We start from the raw sequence: 23,125 nt of genomic DNA, 5'->3' as shown, positions 1-23,125 counted from the left end.
TGGGCTTTTATCTGTTTTATCATGGGAAATCCCTCCTTAACTATAAGTTTATCACATAAAAAAGAAACCCAAATACAGAATTGTATTTGAATTTCTTAACTTAATGACATTGGTAAATTTGCTTCCTTTTTTCTATGCAGTCGCTCCTTATAGGGAGAACTTCCTATTTTCAAGGTAAAAATAAAAAGCCCTATAATAAGGGCTAATTGTATTTAGGAGACTAAACTTCAAATTCATAGAGTGCTGTAGAGAGATAACGTTCACCATTATCTGGTGCTAGAGCAAGGACTTTTTTACCTGTACCTAATTTTTTGGCAATCTCGATGGCTCCGTAGATAGCTGCAGCTGAAGAAATCCCTACAAGGAAACCTTCTTTTCCACCAATTTCACGGCCGAGTGCTAGTGCATCGTCTGATGTTACACGAACGATACCATCATAAGCCTTTGTATCCAGTGTATCAGGAATAAATCCAGCTGAGATACCTTGAATTTTGTGTGGTCCAGGTTTTTCACCAGATAGAATAGCAGATTCGTCTGCTTCTACTGCAAAAACTTGAATGTTAGAATTTGCTGTTTTGAGTGCATGAGAAACACCAGAAATCGTTCCACCGGTACCCACTCCAGCAACAAAGGCATCTAGTCCATCTTTACCGAAAGCAGCTAGTATTTCAGCTCCTGTTGTTCTTTCGTGTACTTCTGGATTTGCTGGGTTGTCAAATTGAAGAGGAAGGAAACCATCACGTTCAGCAGCGATTTCTTGAGCCTTAGCAATAGCACCTTTCATTCCTTCGCTACCAGGAGTAAGGACGAGTTCAGCACCATAGGCTTGGATAATCTTACGTCGTTCCACACTCATAGTTTCAGGCATAACGATAACAACTTTATACCCTTTAGCAGCCCCTACCCATGAAAGTCCAATACCAGTGTTTCCACTTGTTGCTTCAACAATAGTAGAACCAGGTTTCAGAATACCGTCTTGTTCAGCTTTTTCAATCATGCTAAGAGCAATACGGTCTTTTACAGAAGAACCAGGGTTAAATGCTTCAAGTTTTACATAGATATCTGCAGCACCTTCTGGCACGATGTTGTTGAGTTTAACAATCGGAGTTTGACCGATTAGTTCAGTAATGTTGTTATAAATAGACATATGAATACCTCTTTGTATAAGATATTTCTAGTATAACGCTATCTATACCATTTGTAAAATATAGAAATCCTATCGAAGTGATAGGATTTTTTTATATCACAGGTCTAAGCCATTAATTTTTAAGCGATTGTGATAGGCTAATTCTAGTAAATAGGTGTAAAGGAGAACGATATCTGTTTTCTTAGGGAATTCAAATTTGTGAACACTAAAATGTTCATTATGTGCTTTTAGAAAGATATTTTCTAAATAAGTAATAGTAATTTCACTATCATCTATACCTGCTCCCGCAGTTTCCATTTCAACGTTAACAATGTTCATCAAAAAGATTGATTTAATAGACATCTTACGACCAGTAGCGCCTTGTTTATCTGTAAAGATAATACGTATATTGGTAAATATAATTGAGTCACGAATAAGTTTATATCCACTTTGAATTTCTTCGTTTTCTAGTAAATATTGTCCATATTCTTTGATAAGAGTTTCTTTGTTTTGCTCGCTAAAGTTACCAGCGAGTCCTTGAATGAACTTTCCAAATGCCATATTTCTCTCCTTTATTTACACTAAGTTTACAGGAACTTCAACTTCGCGTAAACCTTGATCAGTTAAAGTGACTTTTCCATTAAAAAATTCCACAAGTGAAGCTTTAATATTTTCTTTTTCTTCTTTATCAACATAAATCATCGTATCGACTTGATCTGTAAAGTTTGTATCCAGTTCCATGAGATTATGTTCCTTAAGGAAGTTACTGTACTCTTGATACTGAGCGTAAGACATTTGAATAGCAATGCCAGCTTGTTCTTTTATTTCAATGATGCCAATTTCTTTGACGGCTAAGGCAACACTGCCTGCGTAAGCACGAATCAGTCCTCCAGAGCCTAGTTTAATACCACCAAAGTAGCGTGTCACGACCACACAGACATTGGTGAGATTGTGATTTTCTAGTACCCCAAGCATGGGAACGCCAGCAGTCCCACTGGGCTCACCATCATCACTTGTACGTTTGATTTCACTACGTTCTCCAATAATGAAGGCAGAGCAGTTATGCGTAGCTTTGTAGTGCTCTTTCTTGATGGCAGTAATGAAGTCACGAGCCTCTTCTTCGCTATAAACACGCTTGGCATGACAGATAAAGCGGGATTTTTTGATTTCTTCTTGGACTTGTCCGTCCTCTTTAATTGTTTTAAATTCCATGATTTAATTGTACTAAAAAATCATCTAAAGTGCTAGGCTTTTACGAATAAAGAAGTATGAAAGTAAATCCAAATTATCTCGGTCGTTTGTTTACTGAGAATGAATTAACAGAAGAGGAACGTCAGTTGGCGGAAAAACTTCCAGCTATGAGAAAGGAGAAGGGGAAATTGTTCTGCAAACGTTGTAATAGTACTATTCTAGAAGAATGGTATTTGCCCATCGGTGCTTACTATTGTCGGGAGTGCTTAATTATGAAGCGAGTTAGGAGTGATCAAGCTTTATACTATTTTCCGCAGGAGGATTTTCCGAAGCAAGATGTTCTTAAATGGAGTGGTCAATTAACTCCTTTTCAAGAGAAGGTGTCAGAGGGACTGATTCGAGCAGTAGATAAGCAGGAGCCAACCTTGGTACATGCGGTTACAGGAGCTGGAAAGACAGAAATGATTTACCAAGTTGTGGCCAAAGTGATTGATGAAGGTGGTGCAGTTTGTTTGGCTAGCCCTAGAATCGATGTGTGTTTGGAACTGTATAAGCGACTGCAAGATGATTTTGCTTGCGAGATAGCTTTACTACACGGAGAATCAGAACCATATTTTCGAACGCCACTAGTTGTTGCAACGACTCATCAGCTGTTAAAATTTTATCATGCTTTTGATTTGCTGATAGTGGATGAAGTAGATGCTTTTCCTTATGTTGACAATCCTACGCTTTACCATGCTGTCAAGAATAGTGTAAAGGAGAATGGCTTGAAAATCTTTTTAACGGCGACTTCTACGGATGAGTTAGATAAGAAGGTTCGTTTAGGAGAATTAAAACGATTGAGCTTGCCAAGACGATTTCATGGAAATCCGTTGATTATTCCAAAACCAGTTTGGTTATCGGATTTTAATCATTGCTTAGAGAAAAGTAGATTGTCACCAAAGTTAAAGTCCTATATTGAGAAGCAGAGAAAGACAGGTTATCCGTTACTCATTTTTGCATCAGAAATTAAGAAAGGGGAACAGTTAAAAGAAATCTTACAGGAGCAATTTCCAAATGAGAAAATTGGATTTGTATCTTCTGTAACAGAGGATAGATTAGAGCAGGTACAAGCTTTTCGAGATGGAGAATTGACAATACTTATCAGTACGACGATATTGGAGCGTGGAGTTACCTTCCCTTGTGTAGACGTCTTCGTAGTAGAGGCCAATCATCGTCTGTTTACCAAGTCTAGCTTGATTCAGATTGGTGGACGAGTTGGGCGAAGCATGGATAGACCGACAGGAGATTTGCTTTTCTTCCATGATGGGTTAAATGCTTCAATCAAGAAGGCAATTAAGGAAATTAAGCAGATGAACAAGGAGGCGGGTCTATGAAGTGCTTGTTGTGTGGGCAGACTATGAAGGCTGTTTTAACTTTCAGTAGTCTCTTACTTCTGAAGAATGATGACTCTTATCTTTGTTCAGACTGTGATTCTACTTTTGAGAGAATTGGAGAAGAGTATTGTCCAAACTGTATGAAAATAGGTTTGTCAACAAAGTGTCAAGATTGTCAATTTTGGTGTAAAGAAGGAGTTGAGGTTAGTCATAAAGCAATTTTTACTTACAATCAAGCTATGAAGGATTTTTTTAGTCGGTATAAGTTTGATGGGGACTTTCTTTTAAGAAAAGTGTTCGCTTCATTTTTAAGTGAGGAGTTGAAAAAGTACAAAGAGTACCAATTTGTCGTCATTCCCCTAAGTCCTGAAAGATTGCTTGAGAGGGGATTTAACCAGGTTGAAGGGTTGGTAGAGACAGCAGGCTTTGCGTATCTAGATTTATTAGAAAAGAGAGAAGAGCGAGCCAGTTCTTCTAAAAATCGTTCAGAACGCTTGGCAACAGAACTTCCTTTCTTTATTAAAAGGGGAGTCACTATTCCTAAAAAAATCCTACTTATAGATGACATTTACACTACTGGAACAACTATAAATCGTGTGAAGAAACTGTTGGAAGAAGCTGGTGCTGAGGATGTAAAAACATTTTCCCTTGTAAGATGAGGAAAAAATTTGCAAAAATAAAATGAAAGCGTTATAATGAAATCGGAAAAACAAAAATGTTTAGAAAGAAGGTACTCATATGATTAAATATAGTATCCGTGGTGAAAACCTAGAAGTAACAGAAGCAATTCGTGATTATGTAGTTTCTAAACTCGAAAAGATCGAAAAGTATTTTCAAGCTGAACAAGAGTTGGATGCTCGAGTTAACTTGAAGGTGTATCGTGAAAAAACTGCTAAAGTGGAAGTAACGATTCCGCTTGGCTCTATTACTCTTCGTGCAGAAGATGTGTCTCAAGATATGTATGGATCAATTGATCTTGTTACCGATAAAATTGAACGTCAGATTCGTAAAAATAAAACAAAAATCGAGCGTAAAAATAAAAATAAGGTAGCAACTAGTCAATTATTTACAGATGCTTTGGTGGAAGATCCAAATATTGTCCAATCTAGAGTTGTTCGTTCAAAACAAATTGATTTAAAACCAATGGATTTGGAAGAAGCTATTCTACAGATGGATTTGTTGGGACATGATTTCTTTATCTATGTGGATGTTGAAGATCAGACAACCAATGTGATTTATCGTCGTGAGGATGGCGAAATTGGTCTTTTAGAAGTTAAAGAATCTTAATTTCAATATGTGTAAAGGTAGGTTTACTGAATTGTAAACCTCCTTTTTCTTATAATTGATAGAATTACTGATTACACTTTTAAAAAGTCGCTTTTTGGTGGTTATTATGGTATAATGGGTGCCAAGAGGTTTGGAATGAAAAAATTTTATGTAAGTCCTATTTTCCCCTTAATATTAGGAATAGTGGCGTTCGGAGTGCTATCTGTGCAACTTGTTTTTGTAACGAATACACTGGTAACGCTATTTCTTTTGCTACTTATTTTGGGTTCATATAGTTTATTATTCATCCATCAGAGAGATTATTACTCAAAGAGTGAAGTAGAACAAATCCAGTATGTAAACCACCAAGCTGAAGAAAGTTTGACAACCTTGTTAGAACAGATGCCTGTCGGAGTTATTAAATTAGACTTGTCGTCAGGTGAAGTTGAATGGTTTAATCCTTATGCTGAATTGATTTTGACTAATGAAGTGGGCGAGATTGATGTGGCATTAATTCAAACAATTATCAAGGCATCGGTAGGAAATCCAGGTTCTTATGCTACCTTGGGTGAGACCCGCTATTCGGTTCATATGGACAAGGTGTCTGGAGTTCTTTACTTCTTTGATGTGTCTGGAGAATACGAAGCGACTGTTGAGTTAGTAACGAGTCGACCTGTGATTGGGATCGTTTCCGTTGACAACTATGATGATTTAGAAGATGAAACATCGGAGTCTGATATCAGTCATATCAATAGTTTTGTAGCCAATTTTGTTTCAGAATTTGCTGGTAAACATGCCATGTTCTCCCGTCGAGTAAGTATGGATCGCTTTTATCTATTTACGGACTACACGGTGCTTGAGGGATTGATGAACGATAAATTTTCTGTTATTGATTCTTTCAGAGAAGAGTCGAAACAGAGACAGTTGCCCTTGACCTTAAGTATGGGATTTTCTTATGGTGATGGAAATCATGATGAGATAGGGAAAGTTGCATTGCTCAACTTAAACTTGGCTGAAGTGCGTGGTGGCGACCAAGTGGTTGTCAAGGAGAATGACGAAACGAAAAATCCCGTTTATTTTGGTGGTGGATCTGCGGCGTCAATCAAGCGTACAAGGACACGTACGCGCGCTATGATGACAGCTATTTCAGATAAAATTAGAAGTGTAGATCAGGTTTTTGTAGTTGGTCATAAAAACCTTGATATGGATGCTTTGGGTTCTGCTGTAGGTATGCAGTTATTTGCTAGTAATGTAACAGAAAATAGTTATGCTCTTTATGATGAAGAACAAATGTCGCCGGATATTGAACGAGCTGTTTCATTCTTAGAAAAAGAAGGAGTTACGAAGTTGTTGTCTGTTAAGGATGCAATGGGGATGGTAACCAATCGTTCTTTGTTGATTCTTGTAGACCATTCAAAGACAGCTTTAACTTTATCGAAAGAATTTTATGATTTATTTACCCAAACCATCGTCATTGACCACCATAGAAGGGATCAGGATTTCCCAGACAATGCAGTTATTACTTATATCGAAAGTGGTGCAAGCAGTGCCAGTGAGTTGGTAACAGAATTGATTCAGTTCCAGAATTCTAAGAAAAATCGTTTGAGTCGTATGCAGGCCAGTGTTTTGATGGCTGGTATGATGCTGGATACTAAAAATTTCACCTCACGAGTGACTAGTCGGACATTTGATGTTGCTAGCTATCTCAGAACGAGAGGAAGTGATAGTATTGCTATCCAAGAAATTGCTGCGACAGATTTTGAAGAATATCGTGAGGTCAATGAACTGATTTTACAGGGACGTAAATTAGGTTCAGATGTATTGATAGCAGAGGCTACGGACTCGAAATGCTATGATACAGTTGTGATTAGTAAGGCAGCAGATGCCATGTTAGCTATGTCGGGTATTGAAGCGAGTTTTGTTCTTGCGAAGAATACACAAGGGTTTATCTCTATTTCAGCTCGCAGTCGTAGTAAGCTAAATGTACAACGGATCATGGAAGAGCTGGGAGGTGGAGGCCACTTTAATTTGGCAGCAGCTCAAATTAAGGATTCAACCTTGTCAGAAGCAGGTGAAAAACTGACAGAAATTGTATTAAATGAAATAAAGGAAAAGGAGAAAGAAGAATGAAAGTAATCTTTTTAGCAGATGTCAAAGGAAAAGGTAAAAAAGGCGAAATTAAGGAAGTACCAACAGGGTATGCGCAAAACTTTCTTATCAAAAAGAGTCTAGCCAAAGAAGCGACTGCTCAAGCTGTAGGTGAACTTCGTGGTAAACAAAAATCTGAAGAAAAAGCTCATGCTGAGATGATTGCAGAAGCAAAAGCAATTAAAGCTCAACTAGAAGCAGAGGAAACTATTGTAGAATTTGTTGAAAAAGTCGGTCCAGATGGCCGTACTTTTGGTTCTATTACCAATAAGAAGATTGCAGAAGAATTGCAAAAGCAATTTGGAATTAAGATTGATAAACGTCATATCCAAGTACAAGCTCCGATTCGAGCGGTTGGTTTGATCGATGTACCAGTGAAAATCTATCAAGATATCACAAGTGTAGTCAATCTTCGTGTGAAAGAAGGGTAAATTTACATCTTCTTGACAAGATTGTAAAAGGAAGGGAAGTCTTATGGCGGAAGTAGAAGAGTTACGAGTACAACCTCAAGATATCTTAGCTGAGCAGTCCGTTTTAGGGGCTATCTTTATTGACGAGAGTAAGCTTGTTTTTGTGCGAGAATATATTGAGTCTCGGGACTTTTTTAAGTATGCCCATCGTTTGATTTTCCAAGCTATGGTCGATTTATCCGATTGTGGCGATGCCATAGATGCAACAACGGTTCGTACCATTCTTGATAATCAAGGCGATTTGCAGAATATTGGTGGCCTGTCTTACCTGGTTGAGATTGTCAATTCTGTGCCAACTTCTGCTAATGCGGAGTATTATGCTAAGATTGTTGCAGAGAAGGCCATGCTACGTCGATTAATCTCCAAGTTGACAGAGTCTGTCAATCAAGCTTACGAGGCTTCGCAACCAGCTGATGAAATCATTGCTCAGGCAGAAAAAGGCCTGATTGATGTCAGCGAAAATGCTAATCGAAGTGGATTTAAGAACATTCGAGATGTGTTGAATATCAACTTTGGAAATCTGGAAGCTCGCTCGCAACAAACGACCGATATTACAGGTATTGCGACAGGCTATCGTGACTTGGATCATATGACGACTGGACTTCATGAGGAGGAGTTGATTATCCTAGCAGCCCGTCCGGCGGTTGGTAAGACAGCCTTTGCCTTGAATATTGCTCAGAATATTGGGACTAAGTTGGACAAAACGGTTGCTATTTTTTCACTGGAAATGGGTGCGGAAAGTCTAGTGGATCGTATGTTGGCGGCAGAAGGTTTGGTGGAATCGCATTCTATCCGTACGGGTCAATTGACTGATGAGGAGTGGCAAAAATATACCATTGCTCAAGGGAATCTAGCTAATGCAAGTATCTATATCGATGATACGCCAGGAATTCGGATTACAGAGATTCGTTCTCGTTCTCGTAAATTGGCTCAAGAAACTGGAAATCTTGGTTTGATTTTGATAGACTATTTGCAGCTTATCACGGGAACTGGTCGAGAAAACCGCCAACAAGAAGTTTCAGAAATTTCACGTCAGTTGAAAATCCTAGCCAAGGAACTGAAAGTTCCAGTAATTGCTCTGAGTCAGTTGTCTCGTGGTGTAGAACAACGTCAGGATAAAAGACCAGTCTTGTCTGATATTCGTGAATCTGGGTCTATTGAGCAGGATGCTGATATCGTAGCCTTTCTCTATCGTGACGATTACTATGAGCGTGGTGGTGAAGAAGAGGAAGGCATCCCAAATAATAAGGTAGAGGTTATCATCGAGAAAAACCGTAGTGGAGCTCGTGGAACGGTGGAATTGATTTTCCAAAAAGAATACAATAAATTTTCAAGTATCTCAAAGAGGGAGGCATAAGATGTCAGATGCATTTACAGATGTAGCCAAGATGAAAAAAATCAAAGAAGAAATCAAGGCACATGAGGGACAAGTCGTAGAAATGACTTTGGAGAATGGTCGTAAGCGCCAAAAAAATAGATTGGGTAAGCTAATTGAGGTTTATCCATCCCTATTTATCGTTGAATTTGGGAACGTTGAAGGAGATAAACAAGCTAATGTTTATGTTGAATCCTTTACTTATTCAGATATTCTTACAGAAAAGAATTTGATTCATTATCTTGACTAAAGTGAGAAATTTTCTCACTTTTTCTTTTTTCTCCGAATAGTTTAAGTGAAGGTAATCTTCGATTTATATTATTTTTCAAGGAGGAAGAATGAAAGTTTTACCATTCAAAGTAACAGAGACAGGATTTTCTTTGAGAAAATCAGTTAAAAAGGTTGTTCCTTTTTTAGCAGTAGGATTGATGCTAGTAGCGAGTGATAGTGTATATGCCTATTCTGGAGGAAATGGATCGATTGCGCGTGGGGATGATTATCCTGCTTACTATAAAAATGGGAGCCAGGAGATTGACAAGTGGCGCATGTACTCTCGTCAGTGTACTTCATTTGCAGCCTTTCGCTTGAGTAGTGTCAATGGTTTTGAGATTCCAGGAGCTTATGGAAATGCGAATGAATGGGGCTATCGTGCCCGTCGTGAAGGCTATCGTGTAGATAATACACCGACTATTGGATCTATTGCTTGGTCTACTGCAGGAGGATATGGTCATGTTGCCTGGGTTTCAAATGTAATGGGGGATAATATAGAAATTGAAGAATACAACTATGGTTATACAGGATCCTACAATAAACGAATTATAAAAGCGAATACAATGACAGGATTTATTCATTTTAAAGATTTGGATGGAGGGAATGTCGTAAGTAGTAGCAAAGTATTCAATAGTCAACCTTCGTCTTCGACAGGAGGAACTCATTATTTTAAGAATAAGGTAGCTATAAAAAATCAACCTTTAGTTAGTGCAACTTCAATTGCCTATTATTCTCCAGGTGAGAGTGTTCATTATGATCAGGTACTTGAAAAAGATGGGTATAAGTGGTTGAGTTATATATCTTATAGTGGAAGTCGTCGCTATATTCAGTTAGAGGAGGTTGTGTCATCGCAGAATCAAACAGAAGGTAGTTCCAATGATGTTCTGACTGTTGGTTGGAAAAAAATAAATGGTAGTTGGTATCATTTCAAATCAAATGGTTCTAAATCAACGGGCTGGTTGAAAGACGGTTCTAGCTGGTATTATTTGAAATCATCTGGTGAAATGCAGACAGGATGGTTAAAGGAAAATGGTCTGTGGTATTATTTGGATAGTTCAGGGGCAATGAAAACAGGATGGTATCAAGTCTCTGGTAAGTGGTATTATTCTTACTCTTCAGGTGCCTTAGCTGTTAATACGACGGTGGATGGCTACAGAGTAAACAGTGATGGAGAACGAGTATAGAAAATTGGAGTAGGAAATTTTTCCTGCTCTTTTCTGTAAGCAGTTTCCTTGACATTTTTTTTGTTTTGCGCTATCATATTTCCATATAATATATGGGAGTCTGTGTACAGTCTGAGAGGAAGCGTTAAGCTTCGACCGCACCTGATCTGGGTAATGCCAGCGTAGGGAACGATACTTAGTCTATTCTTGACCTTTTCCATATATGGTAAAGGTTTTTCTTTTTATCAAAGGAAAACGAGAAGAGGAGGTTTTTATGAAAGCAAGCATTGCCTTGCAAGTTTTACCCCTAGCACAGGGGATTGATCGGATTTACGTAATTGATCAGGTCATTGCCTATCTGCAAGATCAAGAAGTGACCATGGTGGTGACACCATTTGAAACGGTCTTGGAAGGGGAGTTTGATGAGCTTATGCGCATTCTCAAAGAAGCGCTGGAGGTGGCAGGGCAGGAGGCAGATAATGTCTTTGCCAATGTCAAAATAAATGTAGGAGAGATTTTAAGTATTGATGAGAAACTTGAAAAGTATACTGAGACGACACATTAGTCTATTGGGCTTTCTAGGAGTCTTGTCAATCTGGCAGTTAGCAGGTTTTCTTAAACTTCTCCCCAAGTTTATCCTGCCGACACCTCTTGAAATTCTCCAGGCCTTTGTTCGTGATAGAGAATTTCTCTGGCACCATAGCTGGGCGACCTTGAGAGTGGCTTTACTGGGGTTGGTTTTGGGAGTTTTGATTGCCTGTCTCATGGCTGTACTTATGGATAGTTTGACTTGGCTCAATGACCTGATTTACCCTATGATGGTGGTCGTTCAGACCATTCCGACCATTGCCATAGCTCCTATCTTGGTCTTGTGGCTAGGTTATGGGATTTTGCCCAAGATTGTCTTGATTATCTTGACGACAACTTTTCCTATCATCGTCAGTATTTTGGACGGCTTTAGGCATTGTGACAAGGATATGCTGACCTTGTTTAGTCTGATGTGGGCCAAGCCTTGGCAAATCCTATGGCATTTTAAAATTCCAGTCAGCCTGCCTTACTTTTATGCAGGTCTGAGGGTCAGTGTCTCCTACGCTTTTATCACAACAGTGGTATCTGAGTGGTTGGGAGGCTTTGAAGGACTAGGTGTCTACATGATTCAGTCCAAGAAACTGTTTCAGTATGATACTATGTTTGCTATTATTATTCTGGTATCGATTATCAGCCTTCTTGGTATGAAATTGGTCGATGTCAGTGAAAAATATGTTATTAAATGGAAACGTTCGTAGAATGAGAATGTTTCTGAAAAAGAAAAGAGGAAATCAAAATGAAAAAAACATGGAAAGTGTTTTTAACGCTTGTGACAGCTCTTGTAGCTGTTGTGCTTGTGGCCTGTGGCCAAGGAACTGCTTCTAAGGATAACAAAGAGGTAGAACTCAAGAAGATTGACTTTATCCTAGACTGGACACCAAATACCAACCACACAGGGCTTTATGTGGCCAAGGAAAAAGGTTATTTCAAAGAAGCTGGAGTGGATGTTGATTTGAAATTGCCACCAGAAGAAAGTTCTTCTGATTTGGTTATCAATGGTAAGGCACCATTTGCAGTGTATTTCCAAGACTACATGGCTAAAAAATTGGAAAAAGGTGCAGGAATTACTGCCGTTGCAGCTATCGTAGAACACAATACATCAGGAATCATCTCTCGTAAATCTGATAATGTAAGCAGTCCGAAGGACTTGGTTGGTAAGAAATACGGAACTTGGAATGACCCAACTGAGCTTGCTATGTTGAAAACCTTGGTAGAATCACAAGGTGGGGACTTTGAGAAGGTCGAAAAAGTACCAAACAACGACTCAAACTCAATCACACCGATTGCCAATGGCGTCTTTGACACTGCTTGGATTTACTACGGTTGGGATGGTATCCTTGCTAAATCTCAAGGTGTAGATGCTAATTTCATGTATTTGAAAGACTACGTTAAAGAATTTGACTACTACTCACCAGTTATCATCGCAAACAACGACTATTTGAAAGACAACAAAGAAGAAGCTCGTAAAGTCATCCAAGCTATTAAAAAAGGCTACCAATATGCCATGGAGCATCCAGAAGAAGCAGCTGATATCCTCATCAAAAATGCACCTGAACTTCAGGAAAAACGTGACTTTGTCATCGAATCTCAAAAATACTTGTCAAAAGAATACGCAAGCGACAAGGAAAAATGGGGTCAATTTGATGCAGCTCGCTGGAACGCCTTCTACAAATGGGATAAAGAAAATGGTATCCTTAAAGAAGACTTGACAGACAAAGGCTTCACCAACGAATTTGTGAAATAATGACAGAAATTAGACTAGAACACGTCAGTTATGCCTATGGTCAAGATAGGATTTTAGAGGACATTAACCTGCAGGTGACTTCAGGTGAAGTGGTTTCTATCCTAGGTCCAAGTGGTGTTGGAAAGACCACCCTCTTTAATCTAATCGCTGGGATTTTAGAAGTCCAGTCAGGGCGCATTGTCCTTGACGGTGAGGAAAATCCTAAGGGGCGCGTTAGTTATATGTTGCAAAAGGATTTGCTCTTGGAGCACAAGACGGTGCTTGGCAATATCATCCTGCCCCTCTTGATTCAAAAAGTGGATAAGGCGGAAGCCATTGCCCGCGCGGATGAAATTCTTGAAACCTTTCAGTTGACGACTGTAAGGGATAAATATCCTCATGAACTGAGTGGGGGGATGCGTCAGCGTGTGGCCTTGCTTCGTACCTATCTTTTTGGGCACAAGCTCTTTCTCTTGGATGAGGCCTTTAGCGCCTTGGATGAGATGACCAAGATGGAACTCCACGCTTGGTACCTTGAGATTCACAGGCAGTTGCATCTAACAACCTTAATCATCACGCATAGTATCGAGGAGGCCCTCAATCTCAGCGATCGCATCTATATCTTGAAAAATCGCCCTGGGCAGATTGTTTCAGAAATTAAACTAGATTGGTCTGGAGATGAGGACAAGGAAGTCCAAAAGATTGCCTACAAACGTCAAATCTTGGCAGAATTAGGCTTAGATAAGTAGAAAAATAGGGAGTTGGTGAAGATTATCCTTTACCAGCGCCCTTTTTCTTTTAAAAATGAGAAAATTTCGGTATAATAGTCAAAGATAGTCAAGGTTTAAAGAGAGAGGTGGGTTTGTAATGAGATTTAAAAATACATCGGATCATATTGAGGCCTACATCAAGGCGATTTTAGATCAATCTGGAATTGTAGAGTTGCAACGGAGTCAGTTAGCAGATACATTCCAGGTTGTTCCTAGTCAGATTAACTATGTGATCAAGACACGCTTTACGGAAAGTAGAGGCTACTTGGTTGAAAGTAAGCGGGGTGGTGGAGGCTACATTCGTATAGGACGGATTGAGTTTTCTAGTCATCATGAAATGCTCCGAGAGCTACTTTATTCGATTGGCGAGCGGGTCAGTCAAGAAATTTATGAGGATATTCTACAGCTTTTGGTTGAGCAGGAATTGATGACCAAGCAGGAGATGAATTTGCTAGTATCAGTAGCTTTGGATCGCGTTTTAGGAGAAGAAGCTCCAGTTGTTCGTGCTAATATGCTACGACAGGTCATACAAGAGGTAGATAGAAAAGGGAAGTAAGATGAACTATTCAAAAGCATTGAATGAATGTATCGAAAGTGCCTACATGGTGGCTGGCCATTTTGGAGCTCGTTACCTAGAGTCTTGGCACTTGTTGATTGCCATGTCCAATCACAGTTATAGTGTGGCAGGGGCAACTTTAAATGATTATCCATATGAGATGGACCGTTTAGAAGAAGTAGCTTTGGAACTGACTGAAACGGACTATAGCCAGGATGAAACCTTTACGGAGTTGCCGTTTTCTCATCGTTTGCAGGTTCTCTTTGATGAAGCCGAATATGTAGCGTCAGTGGTCCATGCTAAGATGCTAGGAACGGAGCATGTCCTCTATGCGATTTTGCATGATGGAAATGCCTTGGCGACTCGTATCTTGGAGAGGGCAGGTTTTTCTTATGAAGACAAGAAAGATCAGGTCAAGATTGCTGCCCTTCGTCGAAATTTAGAAGAACGAGCAGGTTGGACTCGTGAAGACCTTAAAGCTTTACGCCAACGCCATCGTACAGTAGCTGACAAGCAAAATTCTATGGCTAATATGATGGGAATGCCCCAGACTCAGAGTGGTGGACTCGAGGACTATACGCATGATTTGACAGAGCAAGCGCGTTCTGGCAAGTTAGAGCCAGTCATTGGTCGTGACAAGGAAATATCCCGTATGATTCAAATCTTGAGCCGAAAAACCAAGAATAATCCTGTCTTGGTTGGGGATGCTGGTGTCGGGAAAACAGCTCTGGCGCTCGGTCTTGCCCAGCGTATTGCTAGTGGTGATGTACCTGCGGAAATGGCTAAGATGCGCGTGTTAGAGCTTGATTTGATGAATGTTGTTGCAGGGACACGCTTCCGTGGTGACTTTGAAGAACGCATGAATAATATCATCAAGGATATTGAAGAAGATGGTCAAGTCATCCTCTTTATCGATGAACTCCACACTATCATGGGTTCTGGTAGTGGAATTGACTCAACTCTGGATGCGGCCAATATCTTGAAGCCAGCCTTAGCGCGTGGAACCTTGAGAACGGTTGGTGCGACTACTCAGGAAGAGTACCAAAAACACATTGAAAAAGACGCAGCCCTTTCTCGTCGTTTTGCAAAAGTGACGATTGAAGAGCCAAGTGTGGCAGACAGCATGACCATTTTACAAGGCTTGAAGGCGACTTATGAGAAACATCATCGTGTGCAAATCACAGATGAAGCGGTTGAAACAGCTGTCAAGATGGCACATCGCTACTTGACTAGTCGTCACTTGCCAGACTCTGCTATTGATCTCTTGGATGAGGCAGCAGCAACAGTGCAAAATAAGGCTAAGCATGTAAAAGCAGACGATTCAGGCTTGAGTCCAGCTGACAAGGCCTTGATGGATGGCAAGTGGAAACAGGCAGCTCAGCTAATCGCAAAAGAGGAGGAAGTGCCTGTCTATAAAGACTTGGTGACAGAGTCTGATATTTTGACCACCTTGAGTCGTCTGTCAGGTATCCCAGTCCAAAAACTGACTCAGACTGACGCTAAGAAATATCTAAATCTTGAAGCAGAACTCCATAAACGGGTTATCGGGCAAGATCAGGCTGTCTCTAGTATCAGCCGTGCCATTCGCCGTAACCAGTCAGGAATTCGCAGTCACAAGCGTCCGATTGGTTCCTTTATGTTCCTAGGACCTACAGGTGTCGGTAAGACCGAATTGGCCAAGGCTCTGGCAGAAGTTCTCTTTGATGACGAATCAGCCCTTATCCGCTTTGATATGAGTGAGTATATGGAGAAATTCGCAGCCAGCCGTCTCAATGGAGCTCCTCCGGGTTATGTGGGTTATGAAGAAGGTGGGGAGTTGACGGAGAAGGTTCGTAACAAACCCTATTCTGTTCTCCTTTTTGACGAGGTAGAGAAGGCCCACCCAGACATCTTTAATGTTCTCTTGCAGGTCTTGGATGACGGTGTCTTGACAGACAGTAAGGGACGCAAGGTCGACTTTTCAAATACCATTATTATCATGACATCAAACCTTGGTGCGACAGCCCTTCGGGATGACAAGACAGTTGGCTTTGGAGCTAAGGATATCCGTTTTGATCAGGAGAATATGGAAAAACGCATGTTTGAAGAACTGAAAAAGGCTTATAGACCTGAGTTTATCAACCGTATTGATGAAAAGGTTGTCTTCCATAGCCTATCTAGCGACAATATGCAGGAAGTGGTGAAGATTATGGTCAAACCTTTAGTGGCAAGTTTGGCTGAAAAAGGCATTGACTTGAAATTACAAGCTTCCGCACTGAAATTGTTAGCAAATCAAGGATATGACCCAGAGATGGGAGCTCGTCCACTTCGCAGAACCCTGCAAACAGAAGTGGAGGACAAGTTGGCAGAACTTCTTCTTAAGGGAGATTTGGTGGCAGGCAACACACTTAAGATTGGTGTTAAAGCAGGCCAGTTAAAATTTGATATTGCATAAAAATGGAGAATCAGGAGCAATCTTGATTTTCTTTTTTGCTACTTTTTTATAAAAAACAATAAAAAACTATTGACAAAACAAAAATATAGTTTATAATAAAAACATAGATAACGAAAATATCAAAAAATATAAAAAGGTAATGCGTTTATGAAAAAGAAAACAGCAGTGGTATTTGGGACCTTTGCTCCGCTTCATCAAGGACATATCGATCTGATTCAGCGAGCGAAGCGGCTATGTGACCAGGTCTGGATTGTCGTTTCAGGCTATGAGGGAGACAGAGGGGAACAGGTAGGCTTAACGCTTCAAAAAAGATTCCGCTATATCCGAGAGGCCTTTGGTGATGACGAGTTGACCTCGGTTTGTAAGTTAGATGAGACCAATCTTCCTCGTTACCCTATGGGCTGGCAGGAGTGGTTGGACCAAATGTTAGAGGAGCTTTCCTATGATGAAATCCAGCAAGAACTAATTTTCTTTGTGGGAGAAGCAGACTACCAGCAAGAATTATCAAATCGTGGTTTTGAGACTGTTTTGCAAGAAAGAAAGTTTGGTATCTCAGCAACTATGATTCGAGAAAACCCAAGCAAATATTGGAAATATATCGCTCAACCCTTCCGTCGTCAGTTTACAAAGAAAGTGTTGATTATGGGAAGTGCCAGCAATGGGAAGACCACTCTGACCAAGGATTTGGCAAGGTATTACGATGCACCCGTCAGTCTGGAATACGCGCGTGAATACCAGATCAAAAACAATGTCCGCGACGATGAATTGACTCCAAAAGATTACTATTATCTCCTGTTGGGCCAGTATGACCAGACCTCTAAGTTAATTGACAGCAATGCCAATAGGGGACTGGTGATAGCAGATACCAACTCCTTAGTAACCAAGGGATACTATGATTATTATATGGAGACTGAGGATCAAGAGGACTTATCAGGAGAAACCTTTGATAATCTCTTTGTTTCGATCTTGGCTAAGGAAAAATGGGACTTGATTCTCTTTGTGCAGCCTGTCGGCTCCTATGTCAATGACGGATTTAGAGATATGACTATGGCAGAAGACCATATTCGTCACAGTTTTTCCCAGCATTTGGATCAGATGAGAGAGCGATATTTAACAACAATTCCACTAGTTTATCTAGCTGAGGATTATCTAGGAAATTATGAAGCAGCAAAAGTGGCTATTGATGCCATTTACCAAGCAGATTAGGATAAAAATATGAAAAAACTAACTGAAAAAATCACACAATTTATCGAAAACTTTAAAAATGTCCATGCGGAAGCCCGCAAGATTGGTTTTGCAGGAATCATGAACCTGCTCTGGAAAGATCTTTTTGTCGGTCGTAGCCTCTTCCAGTGGTTGTATCTCATCGTCCTGTCAAGTGTTCCCTTGATCTTGGAATTTACGCAAAATACAGAAAGTCATGACTGGATGAGCTTGTTTGCATCTTGGACTGGGATTATCTGTGTTATCTTGGTAGCAGAAGGGCGTGCAAGCAATTATCTCTTTGGGGCCATTAACTCTGCTATCTATTTGGTTTTGGCTATGAATGCGACTTTTTATGGTGAAGTTTTGACGACTGTTTACTTCTTTGTCATGCAGCCGATTGGTCTCTATGCTTGGCTGTCCAATCGTATCAATGACCAAGGAAAAGTAGAAGAATCTCACTTTGAAGCTAAGAAATTATCTGTGCTTGACTGGCTCAAGTACTTGGCTTTGACTGCTATCATTTGGATTGGTATGGGCTTGGCATACCAAAGTATCCATAGTGTTCGCCCTTTCCGTGATAGTGTTACCGATGCGACCAATGGTGTCGGTCAGCTCTTGATGACACGTCTCTACCGTGAACAATGGATTTTCTGGATTGCAACCAATCTTTTTAGTATCTACCTCTGGTGGGGTGAAAATATCCATATCCAAGGGATGTACTGGGTTTACACACTCAATAGTCTAGTAGGTTGGTACCAATGGACCAAGGCAGTTCGTAAGGAGGCATAAAATGGCAGACATAAAGATTCCAGAAGGGATGACGGAAAAAGAATATTTTGAAATTCATGCCAGTCAGGAGGAGTTTTTAGACTGGTACTACAAGCAGGAACTCCCTCAATACGAAAAACCAAGTGTGACGGTGGATATGGTAGCCTACTGCTTTGTCGAAGGAAAGATCAAGCTCTTATTAATTCGTCGCAAGGCTCACCCTTATCAAAATTGTTTGGCTCTTGTTGGAGGATTTATGGACAAGGGCGAAGATGCTGCGCATGCCTGTCAGCGTGAGGTGAGAGAAGAAGTCAATCTCGATCTTCCTTTGGAAAAAATCGAGCAATTGATGACCGTATCGACTCCCGGCCGTGACCCACGGGGCTGGACAGTGACCATTGCCCACTTGGTTTATTTGCCTAGTCGTGCATTAGAACTTGTTCAAGCAGGAGACGATGCCAAGGATGTGGTTTTTGTAGATGTCGATTTTCAGACGGGTAAGTGCTTCTTAGAGGGAGTAGAGTTGGAGGAGCAAGCTTTCGCTTTTGACCATTATGCCATTATCCAAGAATCCATCAAACGAATCCAAGGCCGTCTCGACTGGAATCCGACCTTCCTTTATCTGCTGGAGGAGGAGTTCACTGTCTACGAAGGAACTGAACTGGTCAATCTTATCAACCCCGGTCGTCCAATCGTCAGCAATAACTTTCTCGTAAAATACGGAGAATATGTAGAAGAAGTCGGACTCAAACGAGTACCTAAAAAGAAACCAAGAAAAACCTATCGATTGAAATAAAAAACGAGGTCGGGAAAAAGCTCCCGACTTCTTTATTTGCTGTTGCGACTGTTTTAGGGATGGCTATCTTTCTTAGAATTACTCAACATGTGAGTAAAGAAGTCTTTGTATCGATACTTGAGATAGTTCTCATGTAAAAATAACAAAGATATATAGAAAATCATAAAAACTGTAGTCAGATAAAACACATCAAATGCAGTTCGCGCATAGTAAGTGGCTGATTGATAAGAGCCAATAGCTGCCACAATCAACCAAGGAAGATACTTGTAATACTTATTTAGCATAAGAATGCACCTCCTATATTCTATTTCAACGTTATTATATTCCTTTGTACTTAAAGACGAAAGCGATTACACAAAAACAAATTCAAATTTTAAAAGAAAAATCTCCTGTTTTTCTGTTTTATTACGAATAGAATAGTAGGAGGAGTAAAGGTGTTTAAATTATGTGAGATTTTTAAAATAGTTTAGATAAATTGTTGACATATTTGAACCCTAATGTTACAATTATATTACAAAAAGATTTCTTTATGTTTCTAAAATGTTACAAAGGAGTAGAAAAATGAAAAAGAAAACCTATATCAAATTGATGGCAGCGACTGTATTGGCTTCTACCTTGCTATTAGGAGCTTGTGGAAATAAAAAGGAAACAACTCAAGCAAGCAGTTCTGCTAAGACAAGCCAATCATCAAATTCTAAAGTAGCTTCTTCTAGCAAAGAAAGCAAGACTCAAAAGTCCTCAAGTTCAGCTTCATCTGAAAAGACTAAGGCGTCTACTGATCAATCTTCAGCAACTGCGACACCTGCACCAGAGCAAAGACAAGGTCAAGAGGTGTCTAATCAACAAACAGCTAGTCAACAAACAGCTAGTCAACAAACAGCTAGTCAACAAACAGCTAGTCAACAAACTCCTGTTCAGGTTCCTTCAACTCAATGGGCTCCTCAAGCTCAGTCTAATCAATCAAACTATGACCCAACAACTGACCGCAAACTTCAAGACAAACAAGCAGAGCAAAATAAACGCTACAAGGGTGTTTTAACCATGGTAGATGGTGATTTCTCAGCTGCAGCGGGCAATTGGAAGGGAGCCAATGGCGAAAACATCACAGTTTCATCAGGTGGTCAATTTACAGTAGAATCTTCTGATGGAAAGAAAGAAAATTACTCTATCAAAGGCTATTCTTATACTCTTGATGATGGTAAGTATAATGCCAAAATTGGTGGAGGAAAAATCATCCAAATTACAACAGGAGCGGATGGTAAGGTTTCCAGTGTTGCTTTGAGTCAATAATAATCCTCAGTATTTAAATTTTTACAATCAAAGAAAATCCGTCAGCTCAATAAGAGTTGACGGATTATTTTATACTTGTACTTGGGTTAAAAATTCTTCTGTAGTAAGAATTTGAGCAAACTCATCTTGTAGAGAAAGGAGATTAATCTCATGGATAGTCTCAGGAGAGATGGCCTGACCGTTTTTGTTAGATAGGGTAAAACTGGCAGTAGCATCTGCTAGTAAAGTGACTTCAAAACCAAGATTTGCTGCCATTCGTGTCGTAGTAGATACACAATGAGGCAGGGTCAAACCAACAAGGACTAAATGACAAATCTGATTTGTTCGTAAATATGTTTCAAGATTTGTTCCAATAAAGGAGCTATTAACCGTTTTTTGAAAGACAGGTTCTGGAGCAACTGGTTCAAATCCACTTTTAAACTCCTGATTTTGTTTGTTATGAAATTGCGACTGGGGATTATCAGATATGTGTTGAACGTGTAAGACTGGAAGACCGTGTTTACGAAAGTGTTCCAGTACCCTCAATGATTGATGTTCAGCTTGAGGGTTATTTCGTTCTCCCCAAATAGGTCTATCAAATGCTTTTTGCATATCGATAATCAGTAGAGCAGTATGAACCATTTTAAGCTTTATCCAATTGTAAGAGAGCTTCAATCTCTGCTAGAGTGCTAGCTTGTGAAATAGCTCCACGAAGTTTGGCAGCGCCAGATGTTCCACGGAGGTAGTGAGGAGCGAGTCCTCGGAATTCACGAACTGCGACGTTTTCCCCTTTGAGGTTAATCAAGCGTTTCAAGTGTTCGTAGGCGATTTTCATCTTGTCTTCAAAAGTCAAATCAGGGAGGATTTCTCCTGTTTCAAAGTAATGGTTGATTTGGTTGAAGAGGTAAGGATTTCCCATGGCAGCGCGGCCAATCATAACTGCGTCAGCACCAACTTCTTCGATGCGTTGTTTGGCTTCTTGGACAGTACGGATATCACCGTTGGCGATAAATGGAATCTTGGTCAAAGCTTGAGCGACCTTGTGAAGGGTCTCAAGGTCTGCATGACCTGTATACATTTGTTCGCGTGTACGACCATGCATAGCAAGGGCAGAAACACCTGCAGCTTCAGCAGCGAGGGCATTTTCTACTGCAAGAGATGGGTCAGCCCAGCCTGTACGCATTTTGACAGTAAGGGGAATATCAAGGACAGATTGAACCTTGTTGATGATAGAGTAAATCTTATCTGGATCTTTGAGCCACATAGCGCCAGCTTCGTTCTTCACGATTTTATTAACTGGGCAGCCCATGTTGATATCCACGATATCGGTTTTGGTGTTTTCTTGGATGAATTCTGCTGCGCGTGCTAGGCTGTCTTCATCGCTACCAAAGAGTTGGATAGAAACAGGGTTTTCGCCTTCATCGATATGAAGCATATGCAGGGTTTTTTCGTTGTTGTATTGGATTCCCTTGTCAGAGACCATTTCCATGACAACGAGTCCAGCTCCGAGCTCTTTTGCAATAGTACGAAAGGCTGAGTTGGTCACGCCAGCCATGGGCGCTAAAACGGTACGATTGGGAATCTCAACATTGCCAATCATAAAGGGTGTATTAAGATTTGTCACGAATGAGTTCCTCCAGGTCGTGTTCATCAAAGTTGTAAGTTGTTTGGCAGAATTGACAAGTGATTTCTGCCCCGTGGTCTTCCTCTTTCATTTCCTGTAAGTCTGAGCTTGGAAGGCTAGCAAGAGCGTTCATAAAGCGTTCATGGCTACAGTCACATTGGAAACGGATTTCTTCTTCAGAAAGACGCTTGTAGGCCTCGTCACCGTAGATAGCTTTAAGGAGGGCTTCAATATGGTCTTCACTCTCTAGAAGAGTCGAGATAGCTGGCATTTCTTGGATGCGTTTTTCAAAGCGAGCAATCTCTTCTTCCTTGGCTCCTGGTAAGACTTGGACTAGGAAACCACCTGCAACCTTGACCTTGTCTTCCTCGTCTAAAAGGACATTGAGACCGACTGCTGAAGGCGTTTGTTGGCTTTCAGTCAGGTAAAAGGCAAGGTCTTCACCAATTTCCCCAGAGATAAGGGGAGTCATAGAGTTGTAAGGATTTCCAGTACCGTAGTCTGTGATAACGAGGAATTGACCATTTCCAACAAAAGGTCCAACTAGAACTTCACCAGTTGCAGTCTTTTTGATGTCAACACCAGGATTTTGAACGTAGCCTTTGACGTTCCCTTTGGTATCAGCAACGGTGATGATAGCACCTAGAGAGCTAGAGCCCAGTACCTTAACTGTTAGTTTGGTATTCCCTTTTTCATTGGCTGCGAGAATCTGGCTGGCGATAAGAGTTCGACCAAGCGCTACAGTTGAGCTAGCTTGGGTTTGGTGTTTTTCTTGAGCAGTACGGACGGTTTCTGTGCTATCAAGGACAAAAGCACGAAAGGCTCCGCTTTCTGATATAGTTTTAATAATTTTATCCATAGCTACTATTTTAGCATAAAAATGCCCAAAGGTGGAGCCGTGTGTTTGTTGATTTTCAGGATAATGGACTAGGAAATCAGCATGAAAATAAAAAGAGAAACAGATTATTTCAGCATTTGTAAGATTTATGCTATGCTTAAGGTAGAA

Annotated in this window: 25 protein-coding genes and 1 riboswitch; of the genes, 18 read left to right on the top strand and 7 right to left on the bottom strand. The window is 40.4% G+C overall.

The window, feature by feature from the left end:
• Positions 1 to 220 precede the first annotated feature (220 nt).
• The 3 genes from cysK to K4Z77_RS06335 form a co-directional block, all read right to left on the bottom strand.
• The gene (cysK, locus tag K4Z77_RS06345) at positions 221 to 1,147 is read right to left on the bottom strand and encodes a cysteine synthase A (RefSeq protein WP_153193802.1); all 927 of its coding nucleotides are present in this window, start codon (positions 1,145 to 1,147) and stop codon (positions 221 to 223) included.
• Positions 1,148 to 1,243: 96 nt separating this feature from the next.
• On the bottom strand, positions 1,244 to 1,687 hold the full coding sequence (locus K4Z77_RS06340; RefSeq protein WP_224218800.1) for a PH domain-containing protein: 444 nt from the start codon (positions 1,685 to 1,687) through the stop codon (positions 1,244 to 1,246).
• A gap of 15 nt (positions 1,688 to 1,702) precedes the next feature.
• A complete protein-coding gene (locus tag K4Z77_RS06335) occupies positions 1,703 to 2,338 on the bottom strand; it encodes a YigZ family protein (protein WP_224218799.1) in 636 nt (211 codons plus the stop codon).
• Positions 2,339 to 2,394: 56 nt separating this feature from the next.
• Here K4Z77_RS06335 and K4Z77_RS06330 point away from each other — a divergent pair, with 56 nt between their 5' ends.
• The 17 genes from K4Z77_RS06330 (at position 2,395) to K4Z77_RS06250 (ending at position 19,226) form a co-directional block, all read left to right on the top strand.
• Positions 2,395 to 3,693 (top strand): ATP-dependent helicase ComFA, encoded by a 1,299-nt coding sequence (locus tag K4Z77_RS06330; RefSeq protein WP_224218798.1) that lies wholly within the window; start codon positions 2,395 to 2,397, stop codon positions 3,691 to 3,693.
• Positions 3,690 to 4,352 carry a ComF family protein gene (locus K4Z77_RS06325; protein ID WP_224218797.1) on the top strand — a complete coding sequence of 221 codons (663 nt, stop codon included), beginning with the start codon at positions 3,690 to 3,692 and terminating at the stop codon, positions 4,350 to 4,352. The genes K4Z77_RS06330 and K4Z77_RS06325 overlap by 4 nt, the downstream gene beginning before the upstream one ends.
• 79 nt (positions 4,353 to 4,431) lie before the next feature.
• On the top strand, positions 4,432 to 4,980 hold the full coding sequence (gene hpf, locus K4Z77_RS06320) for a ribosome hibernation-promoting factor, HPF/YfiA family (RefSeq protein WP_224218796.1): 549 nt from the start codon (positions 4,432 to 4,434) through the stop codon (positions 4,978 to 4,980).
• 135 nt (positions 4,981 to 5,115) lie between these two features.
• On the top strand, positions 5,116 to 7,089 hold the full coding sequence (locus K4Z77_RS06315; RefSeq protein WP_224218795.1) for a GGDEF domain-containing protein: 1,974 nt from the start codon (positions 5,116 to 5,118) through the stop codon (positions 7,087 to 7,089).
• Positions 7,086 to 7,538: a 50S ribosomal protein L9 gene (gene rplI, locus K4Z77_RS06310; protein WP_224218794.1), complete on the top strand. Its 453-nt coding sequence runs from the start codon at positions 7,086 to 7,088 to the stop codon at positions 7,536 to 7,538. The genes K4Z77_RS06315 and rplI overlap by 4 nt, the downstream gene beginning before the upstream one ends.
• 43 nt (positions 7,539 to 7,581) lie before the next feature.
• Complete coding sequence (gene dnaB / locus K4Z77_RS06305; protein ID WP_224218793.1) at positions 7,582 to 8,934, top strand: replicative DNA helicase; 1,353 nt, start codon at positions 7,582 to 7,584, stop codon at positions 8,932 to 8,934.
• A gap of 1 nt (position 8,935) precedes the next feature.
• Positions 8,936 to 9,202, top strand: coding sequence for a Veg family protein (locus K4Z77_RS06300; RefSeq protein WP_001278169.1), 267 nt, complete (start codon positions 8,936 to 8,938; stop codon positions 9,200 to 9,202).
• Positions 9,203 to 9,290: 88 nt separating this feature from the next.
• Entirely contained in the window at positions 9,291 to 10,406 is a 1,116-nt protein-coding gene (cbpD, locus tag K4Z77_RS06295) for a choline binding-anchored murein hydrolase CbpD (RefSeq protein ID WP_224218792.1), read from the top strand.
• Positions 10,407 to 10,488: 82 nt separating this feature from the next.
• Positions 10,489 to 10,591, top strand: a riboswitch (TPP riboswitch).
• Positions 10,592 to 10,659: 68 nt separating this feature from the next.
• A complete protein-coding gene (locus K4Z77_RS06290) occupies positions 10,660 to 10,950 on the top strand; it encodes a thiamine-binding protein (protein WP_224218791.1) in 291 nt (96 codons plus the stop codon).
• Positions 10,913 to 11,671 (top strand): ABC transporter permease, encoded by a 759-nt coding sequence (locus tag K4Z77_RS06285; protein WP_203175218.1) that lies wholly within the window; start codon positions 10,913 to 10,915, stop codon positions 11,669 to 11,671. Before K4Z77_RS06290 ends, K4Z77_RS06285 begins: the two co-directional genes overlap by 38 nt.
• 38 nt (positions 11,672 to 11,709) lie before the next feature.
• Positions 11,710 to 12,717, top strand: a complete 1,008-nt coding sequence (locus K4Z77_RS06280; RefSeq protein ID WP_224218790.1) for an ABC transporter substrate-binding protein — start codon at positions 11,710 to 11,712, stop codon at positions 12,715 to 12,717.
• Positions 12,717 to 13,445, top strand: a complete 729-nt coding sequence (locus K4Z77_RS06275) for an ATP-binding cassette domain-containing protein (protein WP_049540316.1) — start codon at positions 12,717 to 12,719, stop codon at positions 13,443 to 13,445. The genes K4Z77_RS06280 and K4Z77_RS06275 overlap by 1 nt, the downstream gene beginning before the upstream one ends.
• A gap of 118 nt (positions 13,446 to 13,563) precedes the next feature.
• Entirely contained in the window at positions 13,564 to 14,022 is a 459-nt protein-coding gene (locus tag K4Z77_RS06270) for a CtsR family transcriptional regulator (protein ID WP_001211279.1), read from the top strand.
• Position 14,023: 1 nt separating this feature from the next.
• Positions 14,024 to 16,456 (top strand): ATP-dependent Clp protease ATP-binding subunit, encoded by a 2,433-nt coding sequence (locus K4Z77_RS06265; RefSeq protein ID WP_224218789.1) that lies wholly within the window; start codon positions 14,024 to 14,026, stop codon positions 16,454 to 16,456.
• Between the two features lie 147 nt (positions 16,457 to 16,603).
• Entirely contained in the window at positions 16,604 to 17,662 is a 1,059-nt protein-coding gene (locus tag K4Z77_RS06260) for an AAA family ATPase (protein ID WP_153193811.1), read from the top strand.
• 9 nt (positions 17,663 to 17,671) lie between these two features.
• Positions 17,672 to 18,451: a nicotinamide riboside transporter PnuC gene (pnuC, locus tag K4Z77_RS06255; protein WP_224218788.1), complete on the top strand. Its 780-nt coding sequence runs from the start codon at positions 17,672 to 17,674 to the stop codon at positions 18,449 to 18,451.
• 1 nt (position 18,452) lies between these two features.
• Positions 18,453 to 19,226: an NUDIX domain-containing protein gene (locus K4Z77_RS06250; protein WP_153193813.1), complete on the top strand. Its 774-nt coding sequence runs from the start codon at positions 18,453 to 18,455 to the stop codon at positions 19,224 to 19,226.
• A gap of 53 nt (positions 19,227 to 19,279) precedes the next feature.
• Here the strand turns inward: K4Z77_RS06250 and K4Z77_RS06245 are convergent, their stop codons facing one another.
• Positions 19,280 to 19,510, bottom strand: coding sequence for a hypothetical protein (locus tag K4Z77_RS06245; RefSeq protein ID WP_153193814.1), 231 nt, complete (start codon positions 19,508 to 19,510; stop codon positions 19,280 to 19,282).
• A 277-nt stretch (positions 19,511 to 19,787) separates the two neighbouring features.
• On the opposite strand from K4Z77_RS06245, the gene K4Z77_RS06240 reads away from it, so the two are divergent.
• Entirely contained in the window at positions 19,788 to 20,516 is a 729-nt protein-coding gene (locus K4Z77_RS06240; protein ID WP_224218787.1) for a hypothetical protein, read from the top strand.
• A 69-nt stretch (positions 20,517 to 20,585) separates the two neighbouring features.
• Here K4Z77_RS06240 and K4Z77_RS06235 read toward each other — a convergent pair whose 3' ends face one another.
• The 3 genes from K4Z77_RS06235 to hslO are packed head-to-tail and all read right to left on the bottom strand — an operon-like array spanning position 20,586 to position 22,978.
• Positions 20,586 to 21,137, bottom strand: a complete 552-nt coding sequence (locus K4Z77_RS06235; protein WP_153193815.1) for a cysteine hydrolase family protein — start codon at positions 21,135 to 21,137, stop codon at positions 20,586 to 20,588.
• A 1-nt stretch (position 21,138) separates the two neighbouring features.
• Entirely contained in the window at positions 21,139 to 22,119 is a 981-nt protein-coding gene (gene dusB / locus K4Z77_RS06230; RefSeq protein ID WP_000183308.1) for a tRNA dihydrouridine synthase DusB, read from the bottom strand.
• Positions 22,106 to 22,978, bottom strand: a complete 873-nt coding sequence (hslO, locus tag K4Z77_RS06225; protein WP_049499132.1) for an Hsp33 family molecular chaperone HslO — start codon at positions 22,976 to 22,978, stop codon at positions 22,106 to 22,108. The genes dusB and hslO overlap by 14 nt, the downstream gene beginning before the upstream one ends.
• Positions 22,979 to 23,125 lie beyond the last annotated feature (147 nt).

Source organism: Streptococcus mitis subsp. hohhotensis (assembly GCF_020089495.2).
Lineage (GTDB): Bacteria > Bacillota > Bacilli > Lactobacillales > Streptococcaceae > Streptococcus > Streptococcus hohhotensis.
Note: the sequence above shows the minus strand (reverse complement) of the source record. Positions and strands in the feature narration are given on the sequence as shown.